25 protein-coding genes and 1 pseudogene are annotated in these 21810 nt (G+C 70.0%); 7 read left to right on the top strand and 19 right to left on the bottom strand.

Going from position 1 to position 21810, the window contains the following annotated elements:
* From rdgB to MJQ72_RS17200, 5 genes are read right to left on the bottom strand one after another with little or no spacing between them, the layout of a single operon-like run.
* Positions 1-606, bottom strand: a complete 606-nt coding sequence (rdgB, locus tag MJQ72_RS17220) for an RdgB/HAM1 family non-canonical purine NTP pyrophosphatase (protein ID WP_240600203.1) — start codon at positions 604-606, stop codon at positions 1-3.
* Positions 603-1379 carry a ribonuclease PH gene (gene rph, locus MJQ72_RS17215; protein WP_240600201.1) on the bottom strand — a complete coding sequence of 259 codons (777 nt, stop codon included), beginning with the start codon at positions 1377-1379 and terminating at the stop codon, positions 603-605. Before rph ends, rdgB begins: the two co-directional genes overlap by 4 nt.
* A gap of 23 nt (positions 1380-1402) precedes the next feature.
* Entirely contained in the window at positions 1403-2170 is a 768-nt protein-coding gene (locus MJQ72_RS17210) for an MBL fold metallo-hydrolase (protein WP_240600199.1), read from the bottom strand.
* A gap of 29 nt (positions 2171-2199) precedes the next feature.
* On the bottom strand, positions 2200-3006 hold the full coding sequence (gene murI / locus MJQ72_RS17205; protein WP_007028257.1) for a glutamate racemase: 807 nt from the start codon (positions 3004-3006) through the stop codon (positions 2200-2202).
* On the bottom strand, positions 3003-3671 hold the full coding sequence (locus tag MJQ72_RS17200; protein WP_396426950.1) for a rhomboid family intramembrane serine protease: 669 nt from the start codon (positions 3669-3671) through the stop codon (positions 3003-3005). Before MJQ72_RS17200 ends, murI begins: the two co-directional genes overlap by 4 nt.
* An 82-nt stretch (positions 3672-3753) precedes the next feature.
* Here MJQ72_RS17200 and MJQ72_RS17195 point away from each other — a divergent pair, with 82 nt between their 5' ends.
* On the top strand, positions 3754-4626 hold the full coding sequence (locus MJQ72_RS17195) for an arylamine N-acetyltransferase (RefSeq protein WP_240600196.1): 873 nt from the start codon (positions 3754-3756) through the stop codon (positions 4624-4626).
* On the opposite strand, the gene MJQ72_RS17190 is transcribed toward MJQ72_RS17195, so the two are convergent.
* From MJQ72_RS17190 to clpS, 7 genes are all read right to left on the bottom strand, one after another.
* Entirely contained in the window at positions 4587-5300 is a 714-nt protein-coding gene (locus MJQ72_RS17190; RefSeq protein WP_240600194.1) for an aspartate/glutamate racemase family protein, read from the bottom strand. The two genes, MJQ72_RS17195 and MJQ72_RS17190, sit on opposite strands and share 40 nt — an antisense overlap.
* Before the next feature lie 101 nt (positions 5301-5401).
* The gene (locus MJQ72_RS17185) at positions 5402-6352 is read right to left on the bottom strand and encodes a PLP-dependent cysteine synthase family protein (protein ID WP_240600191.1); all 951 of its coding nucleotides are present in this window, start codon (positions 6350-6352) and stop codon (positions 5402-5404) included.
* 3 nt (positions 6353-6355) lie between these two features.
* Entirely contained in the window at positions 6356-6628 is a 273-nt protein-coding gene (locus MJQ72_RS17180) for a MoaD/ThiS family protein (RefSeq protein WP_005165659.1), read from the bottom strand.
* Positions 6629-6703: 75 nt separating this feature from the next.
* On the bottom strand, positions 6704-7120 hold the full coding sequence (locus MJQ72_RS17175) for a Mov34/MPN/PAD-1 family protein (RefSeq protein ID WP_016336788.1): 417 nt from the start codon (positions 7118-7120) through the stop codon (positions 6704-6706).
* A 62-nt stretch (positions 7121-7182) separates the two neighbouring features.
* Complete coding sequence (locus MJQ72_RS17170; RefSeq protein ID WP_240600188.1) at positions 7183-8175, bottom strand: P1 family peptidase; 993 nt, start codon at positions 8173-8175, stop codon at positions 7183-7185.
* The gene (locus MJQ72_RS17165) at positions 8172-8729 is read right to left on the bottom strand and encodes a DUF2017 domain-containing protein (RefSeq protein WP_007028265.1); all 558 of its coding nucleotides are present in this window, start codon (positions 8727-8729) and stop codon (positions 8172-8174) included. The genes MJQ72_RS17170 and MJQ72_RS17165 overlap by 4 nt, the downstream gene beginning before the upstream one ends.
* Positions 8726-9025: an ATP-dependent Clp protease adapter ClpS gene (clpS, locus tag MJQ72_RS17160; RefSeq protein ID WP_005165655.1), complete on the bottom strand. Its 300-nt coding sequence runs from the start codon at positions 9023-9025 to the stop codon at positions 8726-8728. Before clpS ends, MJQ72_RS17165 begins: the two co-directional genes overlap by 4 nt.
* A gap of 74 nt (positions 9026-9099) precedes the next feature.
* On the opposite strand from clpS, the gene MJQ72_RS17155 reads away from it, so the two are divergent.
* The 3 genes from MJQ72_RS17155 to MJQ72_RS17145 are packed head-to-tail and all read left to right on the top strand — an operon-like array spanning position 9100 to position 11650.
* A complete protein-coding gene (locus tag MJQ72_RS17155) occupies positions 9100-10404 on the top strand; it encodes a nicotinate phosphoribosyltransferase (protein ID WP_240600185.1) in 1305 nt (434 codons plus the stop codon).
* 20 nt (positions 10405-10424) lie between these two features.
* Positions 10425-11000, top strand: coding sequence for an isochorismatase family protein (locus MJQ72_RS17150; RefSeq protein WP_240600183.1), 576 nt, complete (start codon positions 10425-10427; stop codon positions 10998-11000).
* The gene (locus MJQ72_RS17145; protein WP_240600180.1) at positions 10997-11650 is read left to right on the top strand and encodes a bifunctional 4-hydroxy-2-oxoglutarate aldolase/2-dehydro-3-deoxy-phosphogluconate aldolase; all 654 of its coding nucleotides are present in this window, start codon (positions 10997-10999) and stop codon (positions 11648-11650) included. Before MJQ72_RS17150 ends, MJQ72_RS17145 begins: the two co-directional genes overlap by 4 nt.
* Before the next feature lie 67 nt (positions 11651-11717).
* Here the strand turns inward: MJQ72_RS17145 and MJQ72_RS17140 are convergent, their stop codons facing one another.
* Together MJQ72_RS17140 and MJQ72_RS17135 are read right to left on the bottom strand one after the other, a co-directional pair.
* Positions 11718-12209: a choice-of-anchor P family protein gene (locus MJQ72_RS17140; RefSeq protein ID WP_240600178.1), complete on the bottom strand. Its 492-nt coding sequence runs from the start codon at positions 12207-12209 to the stop codon at positions 11718-11720.
* Positions 12188-12382 carry a hypothetical protein gene (locus tag MJQ72_RS17135; protein WP_240600175.1) on the bottom strand — a complete coding sequence of 65 codons (195 nt, stop codon included), beginning with the start codon at positions 12380-12382 and terminating at the stop codon, positions 12188-12190. The genes MJQ72_RS17140 and MJQ72_RS17135 overlap by 22 nt, the downstream gene beginning before the upstream one ends.
* A 143-nt stretch (positions 12383-12525) precedes the next feature.
* On the opposite strand from MJQ72_RS17135, the gene MJQ72_RS17130 reads away from it, so the two are divergent.
* The 3 genes and pseudogenes from MJQ72_RS17130 to MJQ72_RS17120 all read left to right on the top strand — a co-directional run bounded on the left by MJQ72_RS17130 (position 12526) and on the right by MJQ72_RS17120 (position 15709).
* A complete protein-coding gene (locus MJQ72_RS17130) occupies positions 12526-13116 on the top strand; it encodes a biotin transporter BioY (protein WP_240600173.1) in 591 nt (196 codons plus the stop codon).
* Positions 13117-13241: 125 nt separating this feature from the next.
* A pseudogene (locus MJQ72_RS17125) lies at positions 13242-15298 on the top strand (ATP-dependent DNA helicase).
* 57 nt (positions 15299-15355) lie between these two features.
* Positions 15356-15709 carry a hypothetical protein gene (locus tag MJQ72_RS17120; RefSeq protein ID WP_240600170.1) on the top strand — a complete coding sequence of 118 codons (354 nt, stop codon included), beginning with the start codon at positions 15356-15358 and terminating at the stop codon, positions 15707-15709.
* Positions 15710-15757: 48 nt separating this feature from the next.
* On the opposite strand, the gene MJQ72_RS17115 is transcribed toward MJQ72_RS17120, so the two are convergent.
* The 5 genes from MJQ72_RS17115 to ctaD all read right to left on the bottom strand — a co-directional run bounded on the left by MJQ72_RS17115 (position 15758) and on the right by ctaD (position 21793).
* On the bottom strand, positions 15758-16162 hold the full coding sequence (locus MJQ72_RS17115) for an OsmC family protein (RefSeq protein WP_240600168.1): 405 nt from the start codon (positions 16160-16162) through the stop codon (positions 15758-15760).
* 11 nt (positions 16163-16173) lie between these two features.
* A complete protein-coding gene (locus MJQ72_RS17110; protein ID WP_240600166.1) occupies positions 16174-17925 on the bottom strand; it encodes a serine/threonine-protein kinase in 1752 nt (583 codons plus the stop codon).
* Between the two features lie 17 nt (positions 17926-17942).
* On the bottom strand, positions 17943-18701 hold the full coding sequence (locus MJQ72_RS17105; protein WP_240600164.1) for a peptidyl-tRNA hydrolase: 759 nt from the start codon (positions 18699-18701) through the stop codon (positions 17943-17945).
* The gene (gene serB, locus MJQ72_RS17100) at positions 18698-19927 is read right to left on the bottom strand and encodes a phosphoserine phosphatase SerB (protein WP_240600161.1); all 1230 of its coding nucleotides are present in this window, start codon (positions 19925-19927) and stop codon (positions 18698-18700) included. Before serB ends, MJQ72_RS17105 begins: the two co-directional genes overlap by 4 nt.
* Before the next feature lie 87 nt (positions 19928-20014).
* Positions 20015-21793 (bottom strand): cytochrome c oxidase subunit I, encoded by a 1779-nt coding sequence (ctaD, locus tag MJQ72_RS17095; protein ID WP_240600158.1) that lies wholly within the window; start codon positions 21791-21793, stop codon positions 20015-20017.
* Positions 21794-21810: the final 17 nt, after the last annotated feature.

The raw sequence follows: 21810 nt of genomic DNA, 5'->3' as shown, positions 1-21810 counted from the left end.
TCAACCCGCCAGCTTCCGCAGCTCTCCCACCAACGCGCGCAACGCCTTCCCCCGGTGTGAAGCTTCGTCCTTTTCGGACGGTTCCAGCTCCGCCGAGGTCCGCGTCTCGCCTTCCGGCACGAAGATCGGGTCGTAGCCGAATCCGTTGGCGCCACGGCGTTCCCGGATCAGCGAGCCACGCCATTCCCCGCGCACCACGGTTTCGTCCCCGCCGGGGACGACCAGCGCGGCCGCGCAGACGAAAGCGGCGCCCATCCGGTCGTCGGGCGTGTCGGACAGCTGCGCCAGCACGAGATCCAGGTTCGCGTCGTCGTCGCCGTGTTTGCCCGACCAGCGCGCCGAGAGAACGCCCGGCATGCCGTTGAGCGCGTCGACGGCGATGCCCGAGTCGTCGGCGATCGCCGGGAGACCGGTCGCGGCGGCCGCGTCCTGGGCCTTCGCGAGCGCGTTGCCTTCGAAGTCCGGAGCGGTCTCGGGTGCTTCGGGGAACTCGGGGACGTCGGCGAGGCCGATGACCTCGACGCCCTCGATCCCCTCCGCCACCAGGATCCGCCGAAGCTCGCCGAGCTTCTTCGCGTTACGGGTGGCGAGGAGCAGCTTGGTCACTTGGCGCCCTTCTTCTTGTCGGGACGCGGCTCGGGGAGTTCGCCGGGGTACGGCAACGCGAGCGCTTCGGTCTGCAGACGGGTCAGTTCCTCGCAGCCCGCGAGCGCCACGTCCAGCATGCTGTCCAAAGTGGACCGCGCGAAGGTGGCGCCCTCACCGGTGCCCTGCACCTCGATCAGGGTGCCCGCGCCGGTGGCGACGACGTTCATGTCGACCTCCGCGCGCGAGTCCTCTTCGTAGGGCAGGTCGAGGCGCACCCGTCCGTCGACGACGCCCACGCTCACCGCGGCCACCGAAGACGAAAGCGGCTGCGGGTCGGCGAGGCGGCCCGCGGCGCCGAGCCAGGTGACGGCGTCGGCGAGGGCGACATAGCCGCCGGTCACCGCGGCCGTGCGGGTGCCGCCGTCGGCCTGGATGACGTCGCAGTCGATGACGATCGTGTTCTCCCCCAACGCCGCCAGGTCGATGCAGGCGCGCAGGGACCGGCCGATCAGCCGGGAGATCTCGTGCGTGCGGCCGCCGACGCGGCCCTTGATGGATTCGCGGTCGCTGCGGGTGTTGGTCGCCGACGGCAGCATCGCGTACTCCGCGGTGACCCAGCCGAGGCCGGAACCGGCCCGCCAGCGGGGAACGCCTTCGGTGACGCTCGCCGCGCACAGCACCCGGGTGTCGCCGAACTCGATCAACACCGATCCCGCGGGCCACCGCTGAAAGCCGCGGGTGATCTTGATGTCGCGAAGCTGGTCGTCGTTCCTGCCGTCTTTTCTCGCCACGGCCGCCACTCTAGAACCCCGCGTCAGAGGTCGTAGACGGCGCCCTGCTCGACCAGCTCGGCCGCGGGGAACGCGACGGCCGCCTCGGCGAGGACGGCGTCGCGGTCGGTCCAGGGCGCGACATGGGTGAGCAGCAGCCGCCCCGCCCCGGCCTTGCGTCCCAGCTCGCCCGCTTCCTTGCCGGACAGGTGGACGCCGGCGGGCCGGTCGGGCGAGTCGGTCCACGACGCCTCGGACAGCAGGACGTCGGCGCCGCAGGCGAGATCGGTCAGGGTGTCGCAGACGCCCGTGTCACCGGTGTAGGCCAGCGTCTTGCCGCCGTACGCGAACCGCAGGCCGAACGCCGGGGTCGGGTGGTCGACGGGGACCGCGGTGACCTCGAACGGCCCGATCTCCATGGGCTCCGGCCGCAGCGCCTCGAAGGCGAAGACGTCGGAAAGATCGGTGGTCGCCCGCTCCTCCTCGTTCGCGGCGTACGCGTGGGCGAGCCGCTCGTGCACGTCCGACGGCCCGTACACCGGGAGCCGCCGCGGCCTCGCCGGATACGGCAACGCCGGATGGTAGCGGCGCAGCACGGTGAGCGCGCTGACGTCGGCGCAGTGATCGGGGTGGAGGTGCGAAAGGATCAACGCGTCCAGGTCGAACGGGTCGCGCAGGGCCTGCAGCCTGGCGAGCGTCCCGTTGCCGAGTTCGAGCCCCAGGACGAACCCGTCCGCTTCGAGCAGATAGCCGGACGCGGCGGCGTTGGGTCCGGGGATGCTGCCCGAGCAGCCGAGGATCGTGAGACGCACTGTGACACCTTAAACACGGAATCGGCGATTTAGGCGCTGGTGGGAGCCAGCACACCCGGAGCGAAGCCCATGAACCGCTGAGCGAGTCTGGTGAACGGCTCGGCGGATCCGGTGGCGACGAACTCGTGCCGCGGCGGGGTGTCGCGCTCGGCGAGGAGATCGGCTTCGGTGAGGACACGCACGAGGTCACGCGCGGTCTCCTCGGCGCTGGACACCAGCGTGACGTCCTGGCCCATGACGATCTGCAGCACCCCGGACAGCAGCGGGTAGTGCGTGCAGCCCATGACCAGCGTGTCGACCTGCGCGTCCAGCAGTGGTTCCAGGTAGCCCTGCGCGAGGCCGAGCACCTGGCGCCCGGTGGTGATCCCGCGTTCGACGAAGTCCACGAACCGCGGGCACGCGACGCTGGTGATCTCGACGTCCTGCGCGGCGTTGAAGGCGTCGTCGTAGGCGCGGGACCGGACGGTGCCTTCGGTGCCGATCACCCCGATACGCCCGGAACGCGTAGCGGACACGGCCCGGCGCGCGGCCGGGAGGACGACCTCGATCACGGGGACGTCGTAGCGCTCCCGCGCGTCGCGAAGGCAGGCGGCGGAGGCGGTGTTGCAGGCGATGACCAGCGCCTTCACCCCGCCTTCGACGATGTCGTCCAGCGCTTCCAGCGCGTACTGGCGTGCCGTCGCGATGGGAAGCGGGCCGTACGGGTTGCGGGCGGTGTCGCCGACGTAGCGCAGCTGCTCACCGGGCAGCTGCTCCAGGATCGCCCTGGCGACGGTGAGCCCGCCCACTCCGGAATCGAAGACGCCGATCGGGGCGTCGGCGCTCGGCTTGGTCACACGGCGAGGCTACCGGGGCCGGCCGCTTTCCTGGCCTGGGACCTGTCGGCGCGCGCCATCAACCAGGCCGCGAAGACGCCGGACAGCGCGCCGAACAGGTGCCCCTGCCAGGAGACGCCCGGGTCGCCCGGAAGCAGTCCCCAGAGCATCCCGCTCCAGATGCCCAGCAGCACCACGGCCACCAGGATCTGCCCGACGGCGCGGTTGAAGATGCCCCGGACCAGCAGGAACGCGAGCCAGCCGAAGGCGACGCCGGACGCTCCGACGGTCACCGTGCCGCCTGGCGCGATCAGCCAGACGCCGAGGCCGGAGAGCACCCAGATGATCGCGGTGACCAGCACCCACCGGCCGATACCCGCGGACATCGCGAGGAAGGCGAACACCAGCACCGGGACGGTGTTGGAGAACAGATGCCCCCAGCCCGCGTGCAGCAGCGGCGCCCAGAGCACGCCGTCGAGATCGGAGATCTCCCGAGCGCCGATACCCCCGCTCTGATCGAGGTCGAGGGGCAGCACGACGTCGACCAGCTCGACCAGGTAGAGCAGCGCGGTGAAGGCGAGCGCCACGATCGCGGCGGCCTTCGGGTTCGGCGGCAGGACGCGTTTGGCCGGATCCGCACCGGACGACTCGCTCGCCGGGACCGGCTGGGGAGGCAATGTGGTCACCTCCCCAGGCTACGACGCGGATCGGCGGGATCGCCTCCGTGAGAACCCTGATTTGTCGGTGGTGCCCGCTACGGTCGATCACATGGGGTTCCCTTCTTCCGAGCACGTGAACGTGCCCGCCTACCTCGCGCGACTCGGCCTCGAGCACGAGCCGCCGAGCGTCGACGCCCTTTTCCGCCTGCACAAGGCCCACGTGGAACGTGTGCCGTACGAAGATTTCGAGGTCCAGCTCGGCCGGGTGACCTCGCTGGATCCGGCGGTGTCGTTCAGCCGGATCGCCGCCGGCCGCGGTGGCTACTGCTATCACCTCAACGGCGCGTTCTCGGCCCTGCTGCGGGCGCTCGGCTACCAGGTCAGCCGGCATCCGAGCGGTGCGCAGATGCCGGGCGCGGAGGCCGGGATCCACCTCAACCACCTAGCGCTGACAGTCACCGGGCTGCCGGAGACGCCCGGCGACGGCTGGCTGGTCGACGTCGGGCTCGGGGACGGCATCCACGAGCCGCTCCCGCTGCGTGAGGGCGAGTACAAACAAGGCCCGCTGGTGTTCCGGATACGGCCCTCGGAGATCACACCCGGCGGCTGGCGGTTCGACCACGATCCGGAGGGCAGCTTCGTCGGGATGGATTTCGCGCCGGAGACGGCCGTGATGGCCGACTTCGCCGAAAAGCACGTCGAGCTGTCGACGTCGGAGGATTCCGGTTTCGTCCGCACGCTGGTGGTGCAGCGGCGCGACGCGGAGGGAGTGGATTCGCTGCGGGCGCTGACGTTGAGCGGGCTGCCGGGCGGCAAGACCGTACTGGAATCGCCGGCCGAGTGGTGGACGGCGATCGAGGACGTCTTCGGCGTGGCTCGCGGCGGATTCACCGGTGAAGAACAGGACAGGCTGTGGCGGCAGGCAGTCGCCCAGCACGAACGTCACACCGAGGGAGGGAGTGAGGCCTTGCCCAGCGCGTAGTCCACGGCCGCTTCGGCGTGCAGCCTGGTGGTGGGAAAGGTGGGCACCGAGCTGTCTTCGGGGCCCACGAGCAGCTCGATCTCCGTGCAGCCGTAGATCACGCCTTCCGCGCCCGCCTCGACGAGCCTCGCGATGACCTCGCGGTACCGCTCGCGGGACTCCTCGGTGACCACGCCGTGGACGAGTTCGTCGTAGATGACCCGGTGCACCGTCTCGCGGTCGTTCTCATCCGGCACGAGCACGTCGAGGCCGTGCGCGGCGAGGCGTTCGCGGTAGAACCGCTGGGCCATGGTGAAACCGGTGCCCAGGAGCCCGACGCGCCCGATGCCGGCGGCCTTGATCGCGACGGCCGTGGTGTCGGCGAGATGCAGGAGCGGGACGCCCAGACCGTCGGTGAGCCGGTCGGCGACCTTGTGCATGGTGTTCGTGCAGAGGACGACGAAGTCCGCTCCGGCGGCTTCGAGGGCGCGTGCGGCGCGGTTCAGCTCCTGTCCGGCGTCTTCCCAGCGGCCCTCGGCCTGCATCGCTTCGATTTCGGCGAAGTCCACGGAGTACAGCACGGTGCGCGCGGAGTGGTACCCGCCGCGCAGCTCACGGACGCGCTCGTTCACCAGCCGGTAGTACTCGGCCGACGATTCCCAGCTCATGCCGCCCAGCAGGCCGATGGTCTTCATGCCCGCCATCGTGCCAGCCGCGAGCGGTTCGCGATGGGCCTCGTGAGTGGTAGGGACGGTTCTAACCGTCCTTACCACTCACGAGGCCCGAGCACGGGCGGTCAGGCCCAGAGCTGCCCGTCGAGCCGTTGAGCCGCTTCGTCGAGCGAGCCGGAGTACGCGCCCGTCGAGAGGTACTTCCACCCCGCGTCGGCGACCACGAACGCGACATCGGCGGGCTTCCCCGCGGCGGCGGCCTTCTCGGCGACGGCCAGCGCGGCGTGCAGCACGGCACCGGTCGAGATCCCCGCGAAGATGCCTTCGTGCTCCAGCAGCTCGCGTGTCCGGCGAAGCGCGTCGTACGCGCCGACGGAGTACCGGCCGTTGAGCACGCTCGCGTCGTAAAGCTCCGGGACGAAGCCCTCGTCGAGGTTCCGCAGGCCGTACACCAGCTCGCCGTAGCGCGGTTCGGCCGCGATGATCTGCACGTCCGGCTTCGCCTCGTGCAGATAGCGCCCGACGCCGACCAGCGTGCCGGTGGTGCCGAGGCCGCCGACGAAATGCGTCAGCGTCGGCAGGTCCTTGAGCAGTTCGGGCCCGGTGCCGCGGTAGTGCGCGTCGGCGTTGGCCGGGTTGCCGTACTGGTAGAGCATGACCCAGTCCGGGTTGACCTCGGCGAGTTCCTTCGCCCGGCGCACGGCCTCGTTGGACCCGCCGGCGGCCGGGGAGAAGACGATCCGCGCGCCGTACGCCTGCAGCAGCTGCTTGCGCTCGGTGGAGGTGTTCTCCGGCATCACGCACACGAGCCCGTAGCCCTTGAGCTTCGCGGCCATGGCGAGCGCGATCCCGGTGTTGCCCGACGTCGGCTCCAGGATCGTGGAGCCGCGCCGGAGGGTGCCTTCACGCTCGGCGGCCTCGATCATCGCCAGCGCGGGACGATCCTTGATCGAACCGGTCGGGTTGCGGTCCTCCAGCTTCGCCCACAACCGCACGTCGTGGGTGGGCGAAAGCCGGGGAAGACCGACCAGCGGCGTGCCGCCGAGCGCGTCGAGCAGCGACTCGAAGCGAGCCATCGATCAGCCACCGGCCACGGCGGGCAGGATGGTCAGGGTGTCGCCGTCCTTGACCTCGGCCTCGAGACCGCCGGAGAAACGGACGTCCTCGTCGTTGACGTAGACGTTGACGAAGCGGTGCAGCTTCTCTTCCTTGACCAGGCGGGCCTTGAGGCCGCCGTGGCGGGACTCGATGTCGTCGATCACCTCGAGCACGGTCTTGCCGGTCGCCTCGACGGACTTCTCGCCGCCGGTGTGCGTACGCAGGATGGTCGGGATGGACACGGTCACGGCCATGGTTTTCTACCTCCGGTGGGTTCTCTGCAACGCAGACGTTCGGGCCGGTCCGGGTTATTCCCGGACGTGGCGGGTTCAGCCGATGATCTCGACGGGCTCCTCGGTGATCTCCCCGTCCACGATCCGGTACGACCGGAACTGGTGCGAATCGGGGTCCTTGGTGGAAACGAGCACGTAGTGCGCGTCGGGTTCCGAGGCGTACGAGACATCGGTGCGGGAGGGATAGGCGTCGGTCGCGGTGTGCGAGTGGTAGATGACCACCGGCACCTCGTCGTTGGCGTCCATCTCGCGGTAGAGCTTGAGCAGATCACCCGAGTCGAATTCGTAGAACGTGGGCGAGCGCGCCGCGTTCAGCATCGGGATGTACCGCTCGGGGCTGTCCGATCCCTCGGGACCGGCGATCACCCCGCACGCCTCATCGGGATGGTCACGACGGGCGTGGGCGACGATCTCGTCGACGAGTTCACGGCGGATCCGGAGCACGTCGCCCATCTTAGGTGCTGGACAGAGCCGGTCCATACTCTGAGATTGCCGCCACTCGGCACCTCGGCCGGTCAGGAGAAGGCTTCGGGCCAGACATCCCGGTACGCGCGCATGTCGCCCGCCGAAGTGGCGGAGAGCACACCGTGCACCATCGCCCGCCCGAACACCCGCGCGGCCGCCGAGCACAGCGTGTCCAGCACCATCGCGCGCCGCGCGGCCGCGACGGGGCCCGTGCCACCGGGCAGCTCCCGGTCGCCGGTCGCCAGCGCGAACACCGTGTCGCCGTCGAACATCGTGTGCGCGGGCCGCACCGCCCTGGCGAGGCCGTCCTGAGCGGCCACCGCGAGCCGTCGCGCCTCCGCCTTGGACAGCGCCGCGTCGACCGCGACCACGCCGATGGTCGTGTTGAGCCCCGACGCCTTCGCCTCGACGTCGCCGGGCCGGTCGGGCCAGCGGACGCCGAACTCGCCGTCGACCTCGTGATCCGCCGCGAAGGCGCGGCCGGTCGAGAGGTCGACGGCCTCGCCGGCGGCGTTCACGGCGGCGACGACGCCGACGGTGAACTCCCCGACCCTCTCCGAGGCCGACCCGATCCCGCCTTTGAGTGATCCGGTCTTCGCCCCGGCGCCCGCGCCGACGGTCCCCGACGACACCGGTCCGTCCTTGGCGGCTTGGCACGCCGCGTAGCCGAAGGAGGCGTCCGGACGGTTGCCCCAGTCACCGCGCGGCAGGTCGAACAGCACCGCGGCGGGCACGATCGGCACCACCTCGTGCGGCTGGGTCCCGACCGGGATGCCCTGGTTCCGCTCGGCGAGCCAGCGCATGACGCCGTCCGCGGCGGCCAGCCCGTACGCGCTCCCGCCGGACAGGCAGATCGCGTTGACGTGCTGCACCAGGTTCTCCGGCTCCAGCAGGTTGGTCTCCCGCGTGCCGGGCGCGCCGCCGCGCTGGTCGACCGCCCCGACGGCGCCGCCGGGAACCAGCACCACCGTCGTCCCGGTCGCCCAGCCGTCGCCGACCCGCTCGTGGTGCCCGACCAGCACGCCGGGAACGTCGGTGATCATGAGGTCAGCGACTGGATGAGGGTCTCTTGCACCCAGGTCAGCCAGTGGTAGACGCCGAGATGCGGCGCGCGCGGATCGTCTTCGGGCAGTTCGTCGGGCATGTCCTCGGTGACGTCGAGCGCGGTGCCCAGCGCGAGGCGGACGTCGTTGAGCGCGCCCAGCCACGCGTCGGCCTGCTCGAAGGTCAGCCGCACGTTCCCGCCGTCACGCGGCAGGGTGTCCAGCACGATCTTCGCGACGCCGACCTTCTTGTCCAGCAGCTCGGGCTCGTGGATCGACCGCATCGCGGCGGCCGAGTCGATGTCCTCGCGGGTCGGGTTGTCCGGGTCGAGTTTGTGGAAGTCCGGCAGCAGCCGTGAGAGCACCGGGTCGTCCGGGGATTCGGTCGGGCCGGTGCGGATCCCGGTCAGCTCCGCGAGCTCGTCCTGCGGCGCCTCCTCGGCGCGCGCGGTGAGCATGTCCTCCAGCTGGCTGACCAGGCCGCGCAGCACCGCGGCCTCCTGCTGCTCGAACCCGGCGACGATGGTCTCGCCCTTGCGACGCCATCCGTTCATGAAGGCTGCTCCATGGTGGCCCAGAGGCCGGCGGCGTGGAGTTTCGCGACGTCGGTCTCCACCTTCTCCTTGGAACCGGAGGACACGATCGCCTTGCCCTTCTGGTGCACGTCGAGCATGAGCTTCGTCGCGTGGTCCCGGCTGTAACCGAACAGCTTCTGGAACACGTACGTCACATACGACATGAGGTTCACCGGATCGTTCCAGACGACCGTCCGCCAGGGTTTGTCCTCAGAGACGACCTCTACTCCCTGTGGATCAACCTGCGTCTGCTCGGATGCGACAGGCGTGGACATGCACTCCATGGTGTCACGGGCCGGTTCCGGTATGGGCTGGCAGGTCCGGCCATGTGGGTGAATAGGCTGGTGCCATGGGTTTCCCCGAGGCGGCCACTGGCGCCAGCACCGCGCTGCTCACCGACCACTACGAGCTGACCATGCTGGCCAGCGCCCTGTCCGACGGGACGGCGGACCGGCCGTGCGTCTTCGAGGTCTTCGCACGTCGTCTGCCCGACGGCCGCCGCTACGGCGTCGTCGCGGGCACCGGGCGGGTCCTCGACGCGATCGCGGACTTCCGGTTCACCGACGCCGAGCTGAGCCAGCTGGAAGCGACGGCCGTGGTCGACGACGCCACCCTTTCGTGGCTCGCGGACTACTCCTTCTCGGGGAATGTCGACGGCTACCCCGAGGGCGAGCTGTACTTCCCCGGCTCCCCGATCCTGACCGTCACCGGTTCCTTCGGCGAGGCCGTCGTGCTGGAGACGCTGATCCTCTCGATCCTCAACCACGACAGCGCGATCGCGTCCGCGGCGGCGCGGATGTCGGGCGCCGCGCACGGCAGGCCGATCATCGAGATGGGCGGCCGCCGCACGCACGAGTACGCCGCCGTCGCCGCGGCGCGGGCCGCGTACCTCGCCGGCTTCGCCACGACCTCCAACCTCGAAGCCGGGCGCCGCTACGGCATTCCCACGCGGGGCACCGTCGCGCACGCGTTCATGTTGCTGCACGACAGCGAAGAGGCCGCGTTCCGCGCACAGGTGGACAAGATGGGCGCGGACACCACCCTCCTGGTGGACACCTACGACATCACCAAGGGCATCGAAACGGCCGTCCGGGTGGCGGGCACCGAACTCGGCGCGATCCGCATCGACTCCGGCGACGTGGGCCCCCTGGCACGCAAGGCCCGCGAGCAACTGGACGCCCTCGGCGCCAAGGACACCCGCATCGTGGTGTCGGGCGACCTCGACGAGCACGCGATCGCGGCGCTGCGGGCGGAACCCGTCGACGCGTACGGCGTCGGGACCTCGGTCGTCACCGGCTCCGGCGCGCCGACCGCGGGGATGGTCTACAAACTCGTCGAGGTCGACGGGAAACCGGTCGCCAAGCGCAGCGCGCACAAGGAATCCCGCGGCGGACGGAAATCCGCGCTGCGACGGCACCGCGAGACCGGCACCGCCGTCGAAGAGGTGATCTGGACGGCCGCCTCGCCGGTCCCGGAACGGGGACCGAACGACCACGAATTGCAGATTCCGCTGGTCCGGGACGGCCGGACGGTGGATGATTTGCCCACGCTGGACGACGCGCGCCAGCGGCTTCGGCGGGCGCTGGTGAGCCTTCCGTGGGAAGGCCTCAAGCTCTCGCACGGGGAGCCCGCCATCCCGACCGTATTCGTCTAAAAGAGACTCAGGAGCAACACATGGGGACCGCCTTGATCGTGGTCGATGTGCAGAACGACTTCTGCGAGGGCGGGTCGCTCGGCCTGCCCGGTGGCGCCGCCGCCGCCGAAGCGATCTCCAAGCGGGCCGCGGAGGGCGGCTACGCGCACGTCGTCGCCACTCGCGATTACCACATCGACCCGGGCGACCACTTCAGCGAGACGCCGGACTTCAAGGACAGCTGGCCGCGTCACTGCGTCGCGGGCACCTCCGGCGCGTCGTTCCACCCCGCGCTCGACGTGGTCCCGATCAGCGAGGTCTTCTCCAAGGGCGAGTACACCGCCGCGTACTCCGGCTTCGAGGGCAACGCGCGCGACGGCAAGACGCTCGACGCGTGGCTGAAGGAGCACGACGTCACCGAGGTCGACGTCGTCGGCATCGCGACCGACTTCTGCGTCCGCGCGACGGCGCTCGACGCGGCGAAGGCCGGCTTCAAGGTCCGGGTGCTGCTGGACCTCACGGTCGGCGGTTCGCAGCCCACCGTCGACGCCGCACTCAAGGACTTCGACGAGGCGGGCGTGACCTACACCGGGAAGGCGCCGGTCCCCGCCGCATGATCCAGCACGACCTCCAGGACACCTTGATCGAAAACCGGCTCGTCGCGATCCTGCGGGCCGCAGACGCGAGCCGGTTCGCCGACGCCGCGACGGTGCTGCACGCGGCGGGCGTGCGGGTGCTCGAAGCGGCGTTGACCACGCCGGGCGCCACGGACGCCATCGCGACCATCCGGAAGAAGCTCGGCGACGACGCGCACATCGGCGCCGGGAGCGTGCGCGAGGTGTCCGATGTGGACAAAGCGGCGGACGCCGGCGCCACGTTCCTGGTCACGCCGACGGTGAACCCGCTGGTCATGGAGCGCGCGCACGAACGCGGCCTGCCGGTGATCTGCGGCGCGCTGACCCCGACCGAGATCGACCAGGCCTGGCGGCTCGGCGCGGCGGCGGTGAAGGTGTTCCCGATCGCGGCCGTCGGCGGGATCGCCTACCTGCGGGCGATCCGGGCGCCGATGCCGGACATCCCGCTCGTCCCGACGGGCGGCGTCCACCTGGCCGAAGTCGCGAAGTACCTCGAGTCGGGTTCGATCGCCGTCGCGGCCGCCACGCCGCTTCTCGGCGACGCGCTCACCTCCAGCGGTTCGCTGGCCGATCTCGCGACCCGGGCGAGCGAGTTCGTCGCCGCGGCCGCGAAGTACGTCTCGCGCACCTGACGCGTTTCGTCCTCTGAATGCGGTACTTGCGTGTGCAAGGACCGCATCCAGAGGACGAAATGCGAGGTCAGGGCTTCTTCTTGCCGTACGGGTCGCAGCGCGCGGTCCCGAGGTAGATGTCGCCCTTCGCCGGCCCGCCGCCCTGCGGGAACAGCTTGATGTGCAGCATGTGCGTCACGAGGCTCCCGTCGGGCGGGGTGGGCGTGACGGTCTCGTTGACCGTGAGCGACGCCAGCGCCGTCCCGCCCTTGCCACCGGCGATGGTCAGCCGGTAGTTCTGCGGGATGTTCTCCGGCAGGGTGAACCCGGTGACGTCGCCGAACTCGATGTAGCCGAGACTGCCGTCCTTCGTGGTGCTGCATTTCGCCATGAACGTGCGGACCTTGATCACCGGGCCGCCGAACCGCTTGAGCAGGGTGGTCTCGAAGCGCCGCCCGGCCGCCTCGCCGATGGCCACCTCGCCGTTCCGGCCGCAGCGCGACTCACCGCCGCCGAACCGGGCGAAGTCGCCGGTGGCCCCGCCCTGGGTCTTCGCGTTCAGGGACCGTCGACGTCGCACGGCGCCAGCTCGCCGGTGACCACGTGTTCGTCGCCGATCTCCACGTCGAGCGAACCGACCGACGCGGCCGCCGTCGCGGGCGCGGGATCGGCCGACGCGATCGACGGCCCTCCCGTCACCAGCGCCCCGGTCAGCATCGTCACCGACAACAGCCTCGAAACGGGTTTCCTCATATCCGGCAGCCTCCACCAACCGCCTGTCCCGTGCAGGGTCATGCCACCCGGTCGAGTGGATCGTGAGGTGCCCGACATTCGGTCCGCGACCCGTCTTCTGACGTTAACCTCGGTTCACATTCGTGTACTCATAGGAGGTCTGAGTGTCTTCGCTGTCTGTGACCGGCACCCGTCCGGTTCTCGCCGACCTCGTTCCCGGCGCCCTGGTCCGTGACGCGGTCCTGGTCGCCGGTGGTGCCGCCCTGACCGGCGCGGCCGCGCAGATCCTGATCCCGGTGCCCGGTTCGCCGGTGCCGATGACCGGCCAGACGTTCGCCGCCCTGCTGGTGGGCGCCGCGCTCGGCTGGAAGCGCGGCGCGCTGTCGATGGCGCTGTACCTCGCCGTCGGCGCGGCCGGGTTCGGCTGGTTCCAGAACGGTTCTTCCGGCCTGTTCGGCGCCAGCGCCGGCTACATCGTCGGGTTCGTGTTCGCGGGCGCCCTGGTGGGCGCGCTCGCCGGCCGCGGCGGTGACCGCACGCCGCTGCGCACGGCGGGGACGATGGTGCTCGGCAACCTCGCCATCTACTCGATCGGCGTGCCGTGGCTGATGGCGTCGACCGGCTTCGGCCTGTCGACCGCACTGGAGAAGGGTGTCGTGCCGTTCCTCATCGGGGACGCGCTGAAGATCGCCGTCGCGGCGGCGCTGCTTCCGGGCACCTGGGCGCTCGTTTCTCGCTTCCGCAAGGAGTCGTGACCGGCCCTTTCACCACCCCACAAGCCGCGATGAAAGGTCCCTTCCTTGCGAAATCTGCGAGGAAGGGACCTTTCATCGCACGGGGCGGACGATCTTGACGGTGCCCCCGGCTATCGTCTTGTCCCGTGCCCTCCCGTGCTGATTTCCCCGGTGTCCTCGAACTCCTGACCCACGCGGTCGAGTCCGTGGGCGGTGCCGAGCGCGAGGGCCAGGTCAAGATGGCGGACGCCGTCGGCCGGGCCATCCGCACCGGTGAGCACCTCGCCGTCCAGGCGGGCACGGGCACCGGGAAGTCGTTGGCCTATCTCGTTCCCGCGATCCGGCACGCGGTCGAGAAGGAGGCCACGGTCGTGGTCTCCACGGCCACCATCGCGCTGCAGCGCCAGCTCGTCGACAGGGATCTCCCCCGGCTGGCGAAGGCGCTCAAGAAGCCCCTCGGCCGCGAGCCCACCTTCGCGATCCTCAAGGGCCGCCGTAACTACCTCTGCCTCCACCGGCTCGATTCCGGCGCCCCGGACGAGCCGGAGGATCAGCAGCTGTTCGACCCGTTCGCCGTCTCCAGGCTGGGCAAGGAGGTCACCCGGCTGCGGGAATGGTCGTCCGACACCGAAACGGGTGACCGCGACGAGCTGGTCCCCGGCGTCTCGGACCAGGCGTGGCGCCAGGTGTCCGTCACCGCCAAGGAATGCCTGGGCGCGTCACGCTGCCCCATCGGCACGGACTGTTTCGCCGAGCGGTCCCGCGCCGAGGCGGGCAAGGCCGACGTCGTGATCACCAACCACGCCCTGCTGGCGATCGACGCGCTGCAGGGTTACCAGGTGCTCCCCGAGCACGATCTGGTGATCATCGACGAGGCGCACGACCTGGTGGACCGCGTCACCTCAGTGGCGACCGGCGAGCTGACCAGCGGCATGGTCTCCGCCGCCGCCAGGCGCTGCGGGAAACTGGTCGACGACGAAGTGGCCGATCAGCTGCTGGAGGCGAGCGACGGGCTGGCCCTGATCCTCGACGACCTGCCGTCCGGCCGGATGGACTCGCTCCCGCAGGCCCTCACCGGCGCGATCCCCGCGGTCCGCGACGCCGCGCACCGCTGCCTCACCGCGCTCGGCAAGGACCGCAAGGAGGACGTCGACGAGGCGACCGCCCGCAAGCTGGCGCGGTCACTGCTCGAAGAGGTCCACGACACGGCGGTCCGGCTGCTCGAAGCCTTCGACGACGACAAGGCGCATCAGCGCGACGTCGTCTGGCTGACCGGGGACCGTTTCTCCACGAATCCGCGCCCGCCCGCGCTGAAGGTCGCTCCGCTGGGTGTCGCCGGTCTGCTGCGGGAGCGCGTCTTCAACCAGCACACGACCGTCCTCACCTCGGCGACGCTGACCCTGGGCGGCACGTTCGACACGATGGCCCGGCAGTGGGGTCTCCCGCCCGGCGGGGCCAGGGTCGAGAAGGCACCGGGCGCGGCGACGGACAAGGCCGCCCCGCCGACAGCGACGACGCCGACGGCCCGAAGTGGACCGGCCTCGACGTCGGCTCCCCGTTCGACCACAAACGCAACGGCATCCTCTACCTGGCCAAACACCTGCCGCCGCCGGGCAGGGACGGGTTGCAGCCCTCGACCATGGACGAGCTGGCCGAGCTGATCGAGGCCGCGGGCGGGCGCACGCTCGGCCTGTTCTCCTCGATGCGCGCGGCGAAGCAGGCGACAGAGGAGATGCGGGAGCGGCTCGACCTGCCGATCCTCTGCCAGGGCGACGACGCCACCGGCCTGCTGGTGCAGAAGTTCTCCGAAGACGCCCGCACCTGCCTGTTCGGCACGCTGTCGCTGTGGCAGGGCGTCGACGTGCCCGGCCCGTCGCTCCAGCTGGTCGTGGTCGACAGGATCCCGTTCCCCCGCCCGGACGACCCGGTCTCCTCGGCACGGCAGCGGGCCGTGGAAGCCAGGGGCGGCAATGGGTTCCTCACCGTCGCGGCCACCCATGCCGCGCTGCTGCTCGCGCAGGGCACCGGACGGCTGCACCGTTCGGTCACCGATCGCGGCGTCGTGGCGATCCTGGATTCACGGCTCGCCACCGCCCGCTACGGCGGTTTCCTGCGCGCCTCGCTGCCGCCGTTCTGGCCGACCATGGACCCGAAGGTCGCCCGCGACGCGCTGCGCCGCCTCGACGCGGCCGCCCCGGCCTGAGTGGCCTGGAACACGGCCGAGTACCGTTAACGGAACGCCGAAGACAGGGAGAACCGGTTGTCCCAGGAGTCGCCCAACGCACAATCCCGGACCGTCAGCGTCGATGACACCGGAGTGCGGCGCCAGCTCGCGGACGGCAGCGAAGAAGCCGTCACGTGGTCCGAGCTGTCCGCGGTGGTGGTCAGAGTGATCCCTGAAGGCCCGTGGAAGGAAGACGTCTTCTTTATGCTCGCCGGCGCCGACGGGAAGGGCACCGCGATCCCCAGCGGCGACCCGGCCGCCGACGCGCTGATCGAGCGGCTGCAGACGCTGCCCGGCTTCGACAACGAGAAGTTCATCGAGGCCATGACCACCGACGCCGACGAGGCGTACGTGGTCTGGAGCGCCGAAGGCCACCCCGCCAAACACTGAGCCCGGCACCTCGTGAGTGGTAAGGACGGTTCTAACCGTCCTTACCACTCACGAGGTCGGGAAGCTCTCCGTGACCGGGATGCCCTTCTTCAGCGTCCGGCTCACCGTGCACAGCCGCTCGATGGCGCGATCCACCGCCGCCGCGAGCGCCTCTCGATCCGCGGCGGGCAGCGAGGACACGTCGACGTCGAAAGCCACGTGGACGGCGTCGAGCTCCGAAGCGTCTTCGCGCCTGTCCGCGGTCACGCCGACCCGGAACTTCGAGTCCTCCCCGATCCGGCGCGTGATGAGGTTCTCGGCGGTGACGGCCGAGCAGCCCGCCGCCGCGATCTGCAGCAGTTCGGCGGGCGAGAAGGCGCCCTCGGCGCCCTTGCGGCCGATCATTACCTCGGCACCGCGTTCGTTGCGGCCGACGAAGCGATGCTCGCCGTCGCGCTGGACTTCCAAAGACACGGTTTTCCCTTTCACAGTGGCGGCAGCCGGGGAGCGATCTCGCCGGCGAGCCGTTCCGCGGCCGGGCACATCTCCTCCGGCCGCTTGACCTTGTTCGCGACGTAGATCTCCACCGTTTCGATCATGGCACGACCGTCGCCGGTGAACGTCCGGTGCGGGATCTCCGCCTGGCAAGCCTTCCACTCGGTCGAGACTTCGACGAAGGCTTCTCGCGATCCGAGAGCGACGCGCCTGCCGTCGTCTTCGAGCGGCGCCTGCTCCCGCTCGAACCGGATCGTCACCGCCGTCTCGCGGTGGTTCCAGTAGCACTCCCAGCTGCCGAACACCGGATCCGGTTTCGCCGGCCCGCCGACGATCGCCTGGGGCAGTTCACCGCCGAGCGCGCAGGCGTCGAGGGTCCCGAGCGAACCCGCGGGGAACGGGGCGGGACGCCGTTCGAGCGGTCCGCGGTTCAGCACCGCGGCGGCGTGCGCGCCGACCGCGTCGACGAAGTCGCACAGGTGCGCGTGCCAGTTCTGGACATGCCGGGAGTGCACCCAGAGCTGGTTGCCGTCCGGCAGCTCGATGGCCCGCTGGCACTTCTCTTCGGTGTCACTCGGCCACTCACGCACCCGCAGCTGCCCGGGCAGGGGCTTCTCCAGCATCGGCGACCCCGGGATGGTCAATTCGAGCCGGACGTCGACGACGTCCTCTTCGTCCGGGGTCAGCCTCAGCAGGACACCGCAGGCGTTGAAGTTGCCGCTCGCGGTGTCGAGCCGCGGCGTCCCGAGGTGCTTCAGCGCGGACGGGTCCACCAGCGCGCAGGGGTCGGCCGTGCGCGGATCCCCGACCGAGTCCATCGGCGTGGGTCCTGCCGCGATCGACGCCGGTTCCCGTGTGGCGTAGAGCAGGCCGCCGATCAGCATCAGCACCGCCGCGACGGCACCGATCGCGACCGCGCGCCTGGTCACGCGGAACCGCCGCATTCGCTCGGGCACGCCGACATCCGCGACCTCGGACAGCAGTTCGGCGGCGCGGACGGCGTTCGGCCTGCCCGCGGGTTTGCGCCGCAGGAGTTCCGTCAGCGCGGGCGCCAGCTGTCCCGCCCGGCGGATCGGCTCCAGGTTGTACGACGTCGCCCGCCGGAGCTGGACGAACGGTCCCACGCTCGCGTCTCCCCACACCGAGGTGCCTTCGACGGCGGCGAACAGGGTCGCGCCGAGCGAGAACACGTCCGCCGCGGCACCCGCCTGCTGTCCTTCGGCCATCTCGGGCGCGACGTAGCCGGGCGTGCCGACGTCGAGTCCGCCGCCGGTGCGGGTGACCTCCGCCCACTGCGCGATGCCCAGGTCGGTGAGTTTCGCGGTGCCGTCTTCGGCCACCAGGACGTTGCCCGGTTTGAGGTCGCGGTGGACCATGCCCTTCTCGTGCATCGCCGCGAGCGCCGCGGCGAGCTGGACGCCGATCTTGGCCACCTTGCCAGGTGGCAGCGGCCCGTCGGAGTCGATGACGTCGGCGAGGCTGCGCGAGGGCAGGTACTCCATCACGAGCCAGCGATCGTCACCGTCGATCACGGCGTCGAAGACGGTGACCACGTTCGGATGATGCAGGCCCGCGCCGATCCTCGCCTCGCGCCGGATCTGACCGCTGTCCCCGGCCTGCGAACGCTTGAGAGCGACGACCCGCCCGAGGTCCAGATCGGTGGCACGCCAGACCACGCCCATACCCCCGGCGCCGATCCGCTCCTCCAAGCGGTAGCGCCCGGCGATCAGCCGGTCACCCATGCGGGGAGTATATGAGGCTAAGCCCTTTGGGCTATGACCGTGACGGTTCCGGGATCCACTTCGGTGAACCCGGCGTCCCGGACCGCGACGACCCCGTCACGGCGCCACGAGCCTTCGGGATCCTCGACCGGGCAGAGTGCCTTCCAGGTCGCGACCGGCGGAGTCCGCACCGAGCACCGGAACCCGGTCGCGGCCCACGCGGCCAGCTCGGTTTCGTCCAGCACCGAGGCCAGGATCATCGTCGCGTGCCCGACCTGGGCGGCGCCCTTGCCGACGGTCATCGAGACCTCGGGGTTCAGCAGCAACCGTGGGACGCCGTCCAGCGCGGGCCCCGGTTCGTCGGAGGGGAGCTCGCTCCCGGAGATCTGAAGCCGCGAGACCTCTTTCGGGGAGTCCAGAACCCGGCCGGGCAGCAACGCCCGCGCCTCGGCACCGTCGACCTCGATCGTGATACCCGGCAGCTCCTGGACCGCCTGCCAATGCGCCCCGCGTGCCCGCCGGGCGACCTTGCGGATCCGGCCGTCGACCCACGCCTTGAGCGGGTCGTGCCATTCGCCTCCGGGCAAGGCGCGTTCGTCGAGACAGACCGCGACCGCCGCGGCAGCGGCCGCCTCCAGCAACGCGGTCCGCGACGGCGGTTCGGCGCGCTCCATCCGCAGGATCACCGGCATGGCGCGGACCTCGGCGGGATCCTCGTCGGAGGTGTCCACCGTGCTTTCCGCGGGGAGGCCGAGCCAATGGGCGTAGCGCGCGGCCAACGGCTCCAGCACGCTCATGGCCGGGAAAGCTCGAGACCGTCGGCCGCGTCGGCCGCCTCGATCTCGGCCCTGGTGACGCCGAGCAGGAACAGCACGGCGTCGAGGTACGGGTGGGAAAGCGCGGTGTCGGCGACCTCGCGCAGCGCGGGCTTGGCGTTGAAGGCGACCCCCATCCCGGCGACCGACAGCATGTCGATGTCGTTCGCCCCGTCACCGACCGCGACACACTGCTGCAGCGAGATCTCGTACTCGTCGGCGAAGCGGCGAAGCGCCTTCGCCTTGCCCGCGCGGTCGACGACCTCCCCGATCACCCTGCCGGTGAGCTTGCCGTCGACCACTTCGAGCTCGTTCGCGGCGGCGAAGTCGAGACCGAGGTCGTCCACGAGGGACTTGATGATCTTGGTGAACCCGCCGGAGACGACACCGCAGCGGAAGCCCATCCGCTTCAGCGTGCGAATGGTCGTGCGCGCGCCAGGCGTGAGCTCGATGGACGCGGCGACCTCGTCCAGCACCGTTTCCGGCAGCCCTTCCAGCAACGCGACACGGCGCTCCAAGGACTCGCCGAAGTTCAGCTCGCCGCGCATCGCCGCCTCGGTGATCTCGCGGACCTGCGGTTCGACCCCGGCGTGCGCGCCGAGCATCTCGATGACCTCGCCCTGGATGAGCGTGGAATCGACGTCGAAGACGACCAGGCGCTTGGCGCGGCGGGCGAGCCCGGCCCGCTCGACGGAGATGTCGATCCCGGCCTCGACCGCGGCGTCCGCGAGCGCGGTGCGCAGCGCGGCGTCGGCCTCCGGGGTGTCCTGGGCCAGCGAGGCGTACAGCTCCAGCCCGGTCACCGGGTAGTCGGCGACGCTGCGGATCGAGTCGATGTTGACGTCCAGCGCGGCGAGACGGCGCGCGACGTCGGAGAAGGCCCGCGCGGTCACCGGGCGGCCGAGCATCAGCAGGACATGCGTCGAGTCCTTCTGGCCGATGGCGAACGGATCGGCGCCGATGGCCGAGCCGATCTTCACCTCGACCTGCATCCCGACCGACGCCATCGCCTGCTCGACGTACTCCTGCAGGCCCTCGGGGTCGCGGTAGACCCCGGCGAGCACGCCGAGCACCAGCTGGCCGCGGATGACGACCTGCTCGACGTCGAGGACGTCCACGTCGTGGCGCGACAGCACGGCGAACAGCACCGAGGACACACCCGGCTTGTCGGGTCCGGTGGTGGTGATGAGAACTGGTGTCTGCGTCACGGGGTCAGTCTCCCTCAGCCGACGACGAAAAAGGCGCGTGCCTTGCCCCTGTGTGAGGCAAGGCACGCGCCGATTCCGCTTATCGGGTCACTTCTCGCTGGAGTTGTCCTTGGAGTGGTCACCCGGCATGGCCGCTTCGGTGAGCACCTGGGACGGCGCCCGGTGGGTGTTGACCTTCTGCTTCCCGAAGAAGCCGATCTCACCTTCGGAGTGGATGCGCTCCATCATGTGCGGGTAGTGCAGCTCGAACGCCGGGCGCTCGGACCGGATCCGCGGCAGCTCGGTGAAGTTGTGCCGCGGCGGCGGGCAGGACGTCGCCCATTCGAGCGAGTTGCCGTAGCCCCACGGGTCGTCCACCGTGACGATCTCGCCGTACCGGTAGCTCTTGAAGACGTTCCAGATGAACGGCAGCGTGGAGGCACCGAGGATGTACGCGCCGATCGTGGAGATCGTGTTCAGCGTCGTGAACCCGTCGGACTGCAGGTAGTCCGCGTACCGGCGCGGCATGCCTTCGGCGCCGAGCCAGTGCTGCACCAGGAACGTGGCGTGGAAGCCGATGAACGTGGTCCAGAAGTGCCACTTGCCGAGCTTCTCGTCCATCATGCGGCCGGTGATCTTCGGGAACCAGAAGTAGATCCCGGCGAACGTGGCGAACACGATCGTGCCGTAGAGCACGTAGTGGAAGTGCGCGACGACGAAGTAGCTGTCGGACACGTGGAAGTCGATCGCCGGCGCGGCCAGCATGATGCCGGTCAGACCGCCGAAGAGGAACGTGACGATGAAGCCCATCGAGAAGATCATCGGCGTCTCGAAGGACAGCTGGCCCTTCCACATCGTGCCGATCCAGTTGAAGAACTTCACGCCGGTCGGGACCGCGATCAGGAAGGTCATGAAGGAGAAGAACGGCAGCAGCACGGCGCCGGTCGCGTACATGTGGTGCGCCCACACGGCCACCGACAGCGCGGCGATCGCCAGCGTCGCCCAGACCAGGCCCTTGTAACCGAAGATCGGCTTGCGGCTGAAGACCGGGAAGATCTCCGACACGATCCCGAAGAACGGTAGCGCGACGATATAGACCTCTGGATGGCCGAAGAACCAGAACAGGTGCTGCCAGAGGATCACGCCGCCGTTCGCGGGGTCGAACACGTGCGCCCCGAGATGCCGGTCCGCCAGCAGGCCCATCAGGGCCGCGGTCAGGATCGGGAACGCCAGCAGGATCAGGATGCTGGTGACCAGGATGTTCCAGGTGAAGATCGGCATCCGGTACATCGTCATACCGGGGGCGCGCAGGCAGATCACCGTGGTGATCATGTTGACGCCACCGAGGATGGTGCCGAGACCGGACACGACCAGACCGGAGATCCACAGGTCGGCGCCGACGCCGGGCGAGTGGATGGCGTCCGACAGCGGGGTGTAGGCGAACCAGCCGAAGTCGGCGGCGCCACCCGGGGTCAGGAAGCCGGACATCACGATCAGGCCGCCGAACAGGTACAGCCAGTACGAGAACGCGTTCAGCCGCGGGAACGCGACGTCGGGCGAACCGATCTGCAGCGGCAGGATGAAGTTCGCGAAGCCGAAGAGGATCGGCGTCGCGTACAGCAGCAGCATGATCGTGCCGTGCATGGTGAACAGCTGGTTGTACTGCTCCTGCGAAAGGAACTGCTGCCCGGGACGCGCCAGCTCGGAGCGGATCAGCATCGCCATCGCGCCGCCCACCATGAAGAAGGCGAACGACGTGACCAGGTACATGATGCCGATTTGCTTGTGGTCCGTCGTGCGGAACAACCGCAGCAGGTACGAACCCTTAACCGACTCGCGCGCGGGATACGGGCGCGTGGCGATCGGCTTGGGGGCTACGGCCGTCACTCCTGCCTCCAACACTC

This window comes from Amycolatopsis sp. EV170708-02-1, assembly GCF_022479115.1.
In the GTDB taxonomy this organism is placed as follows: domain Bacteria; phylum Actinomycetota; class Actinomycetes; order Mycobacteriales; family Pseudonocardiaceae; genus Amycolatopsis.
The sequence above is the reverse complement of the archived record's forward strand: the minus strand, read 5'-3'. Positions and strand labels throughout refer to the sequence as shown.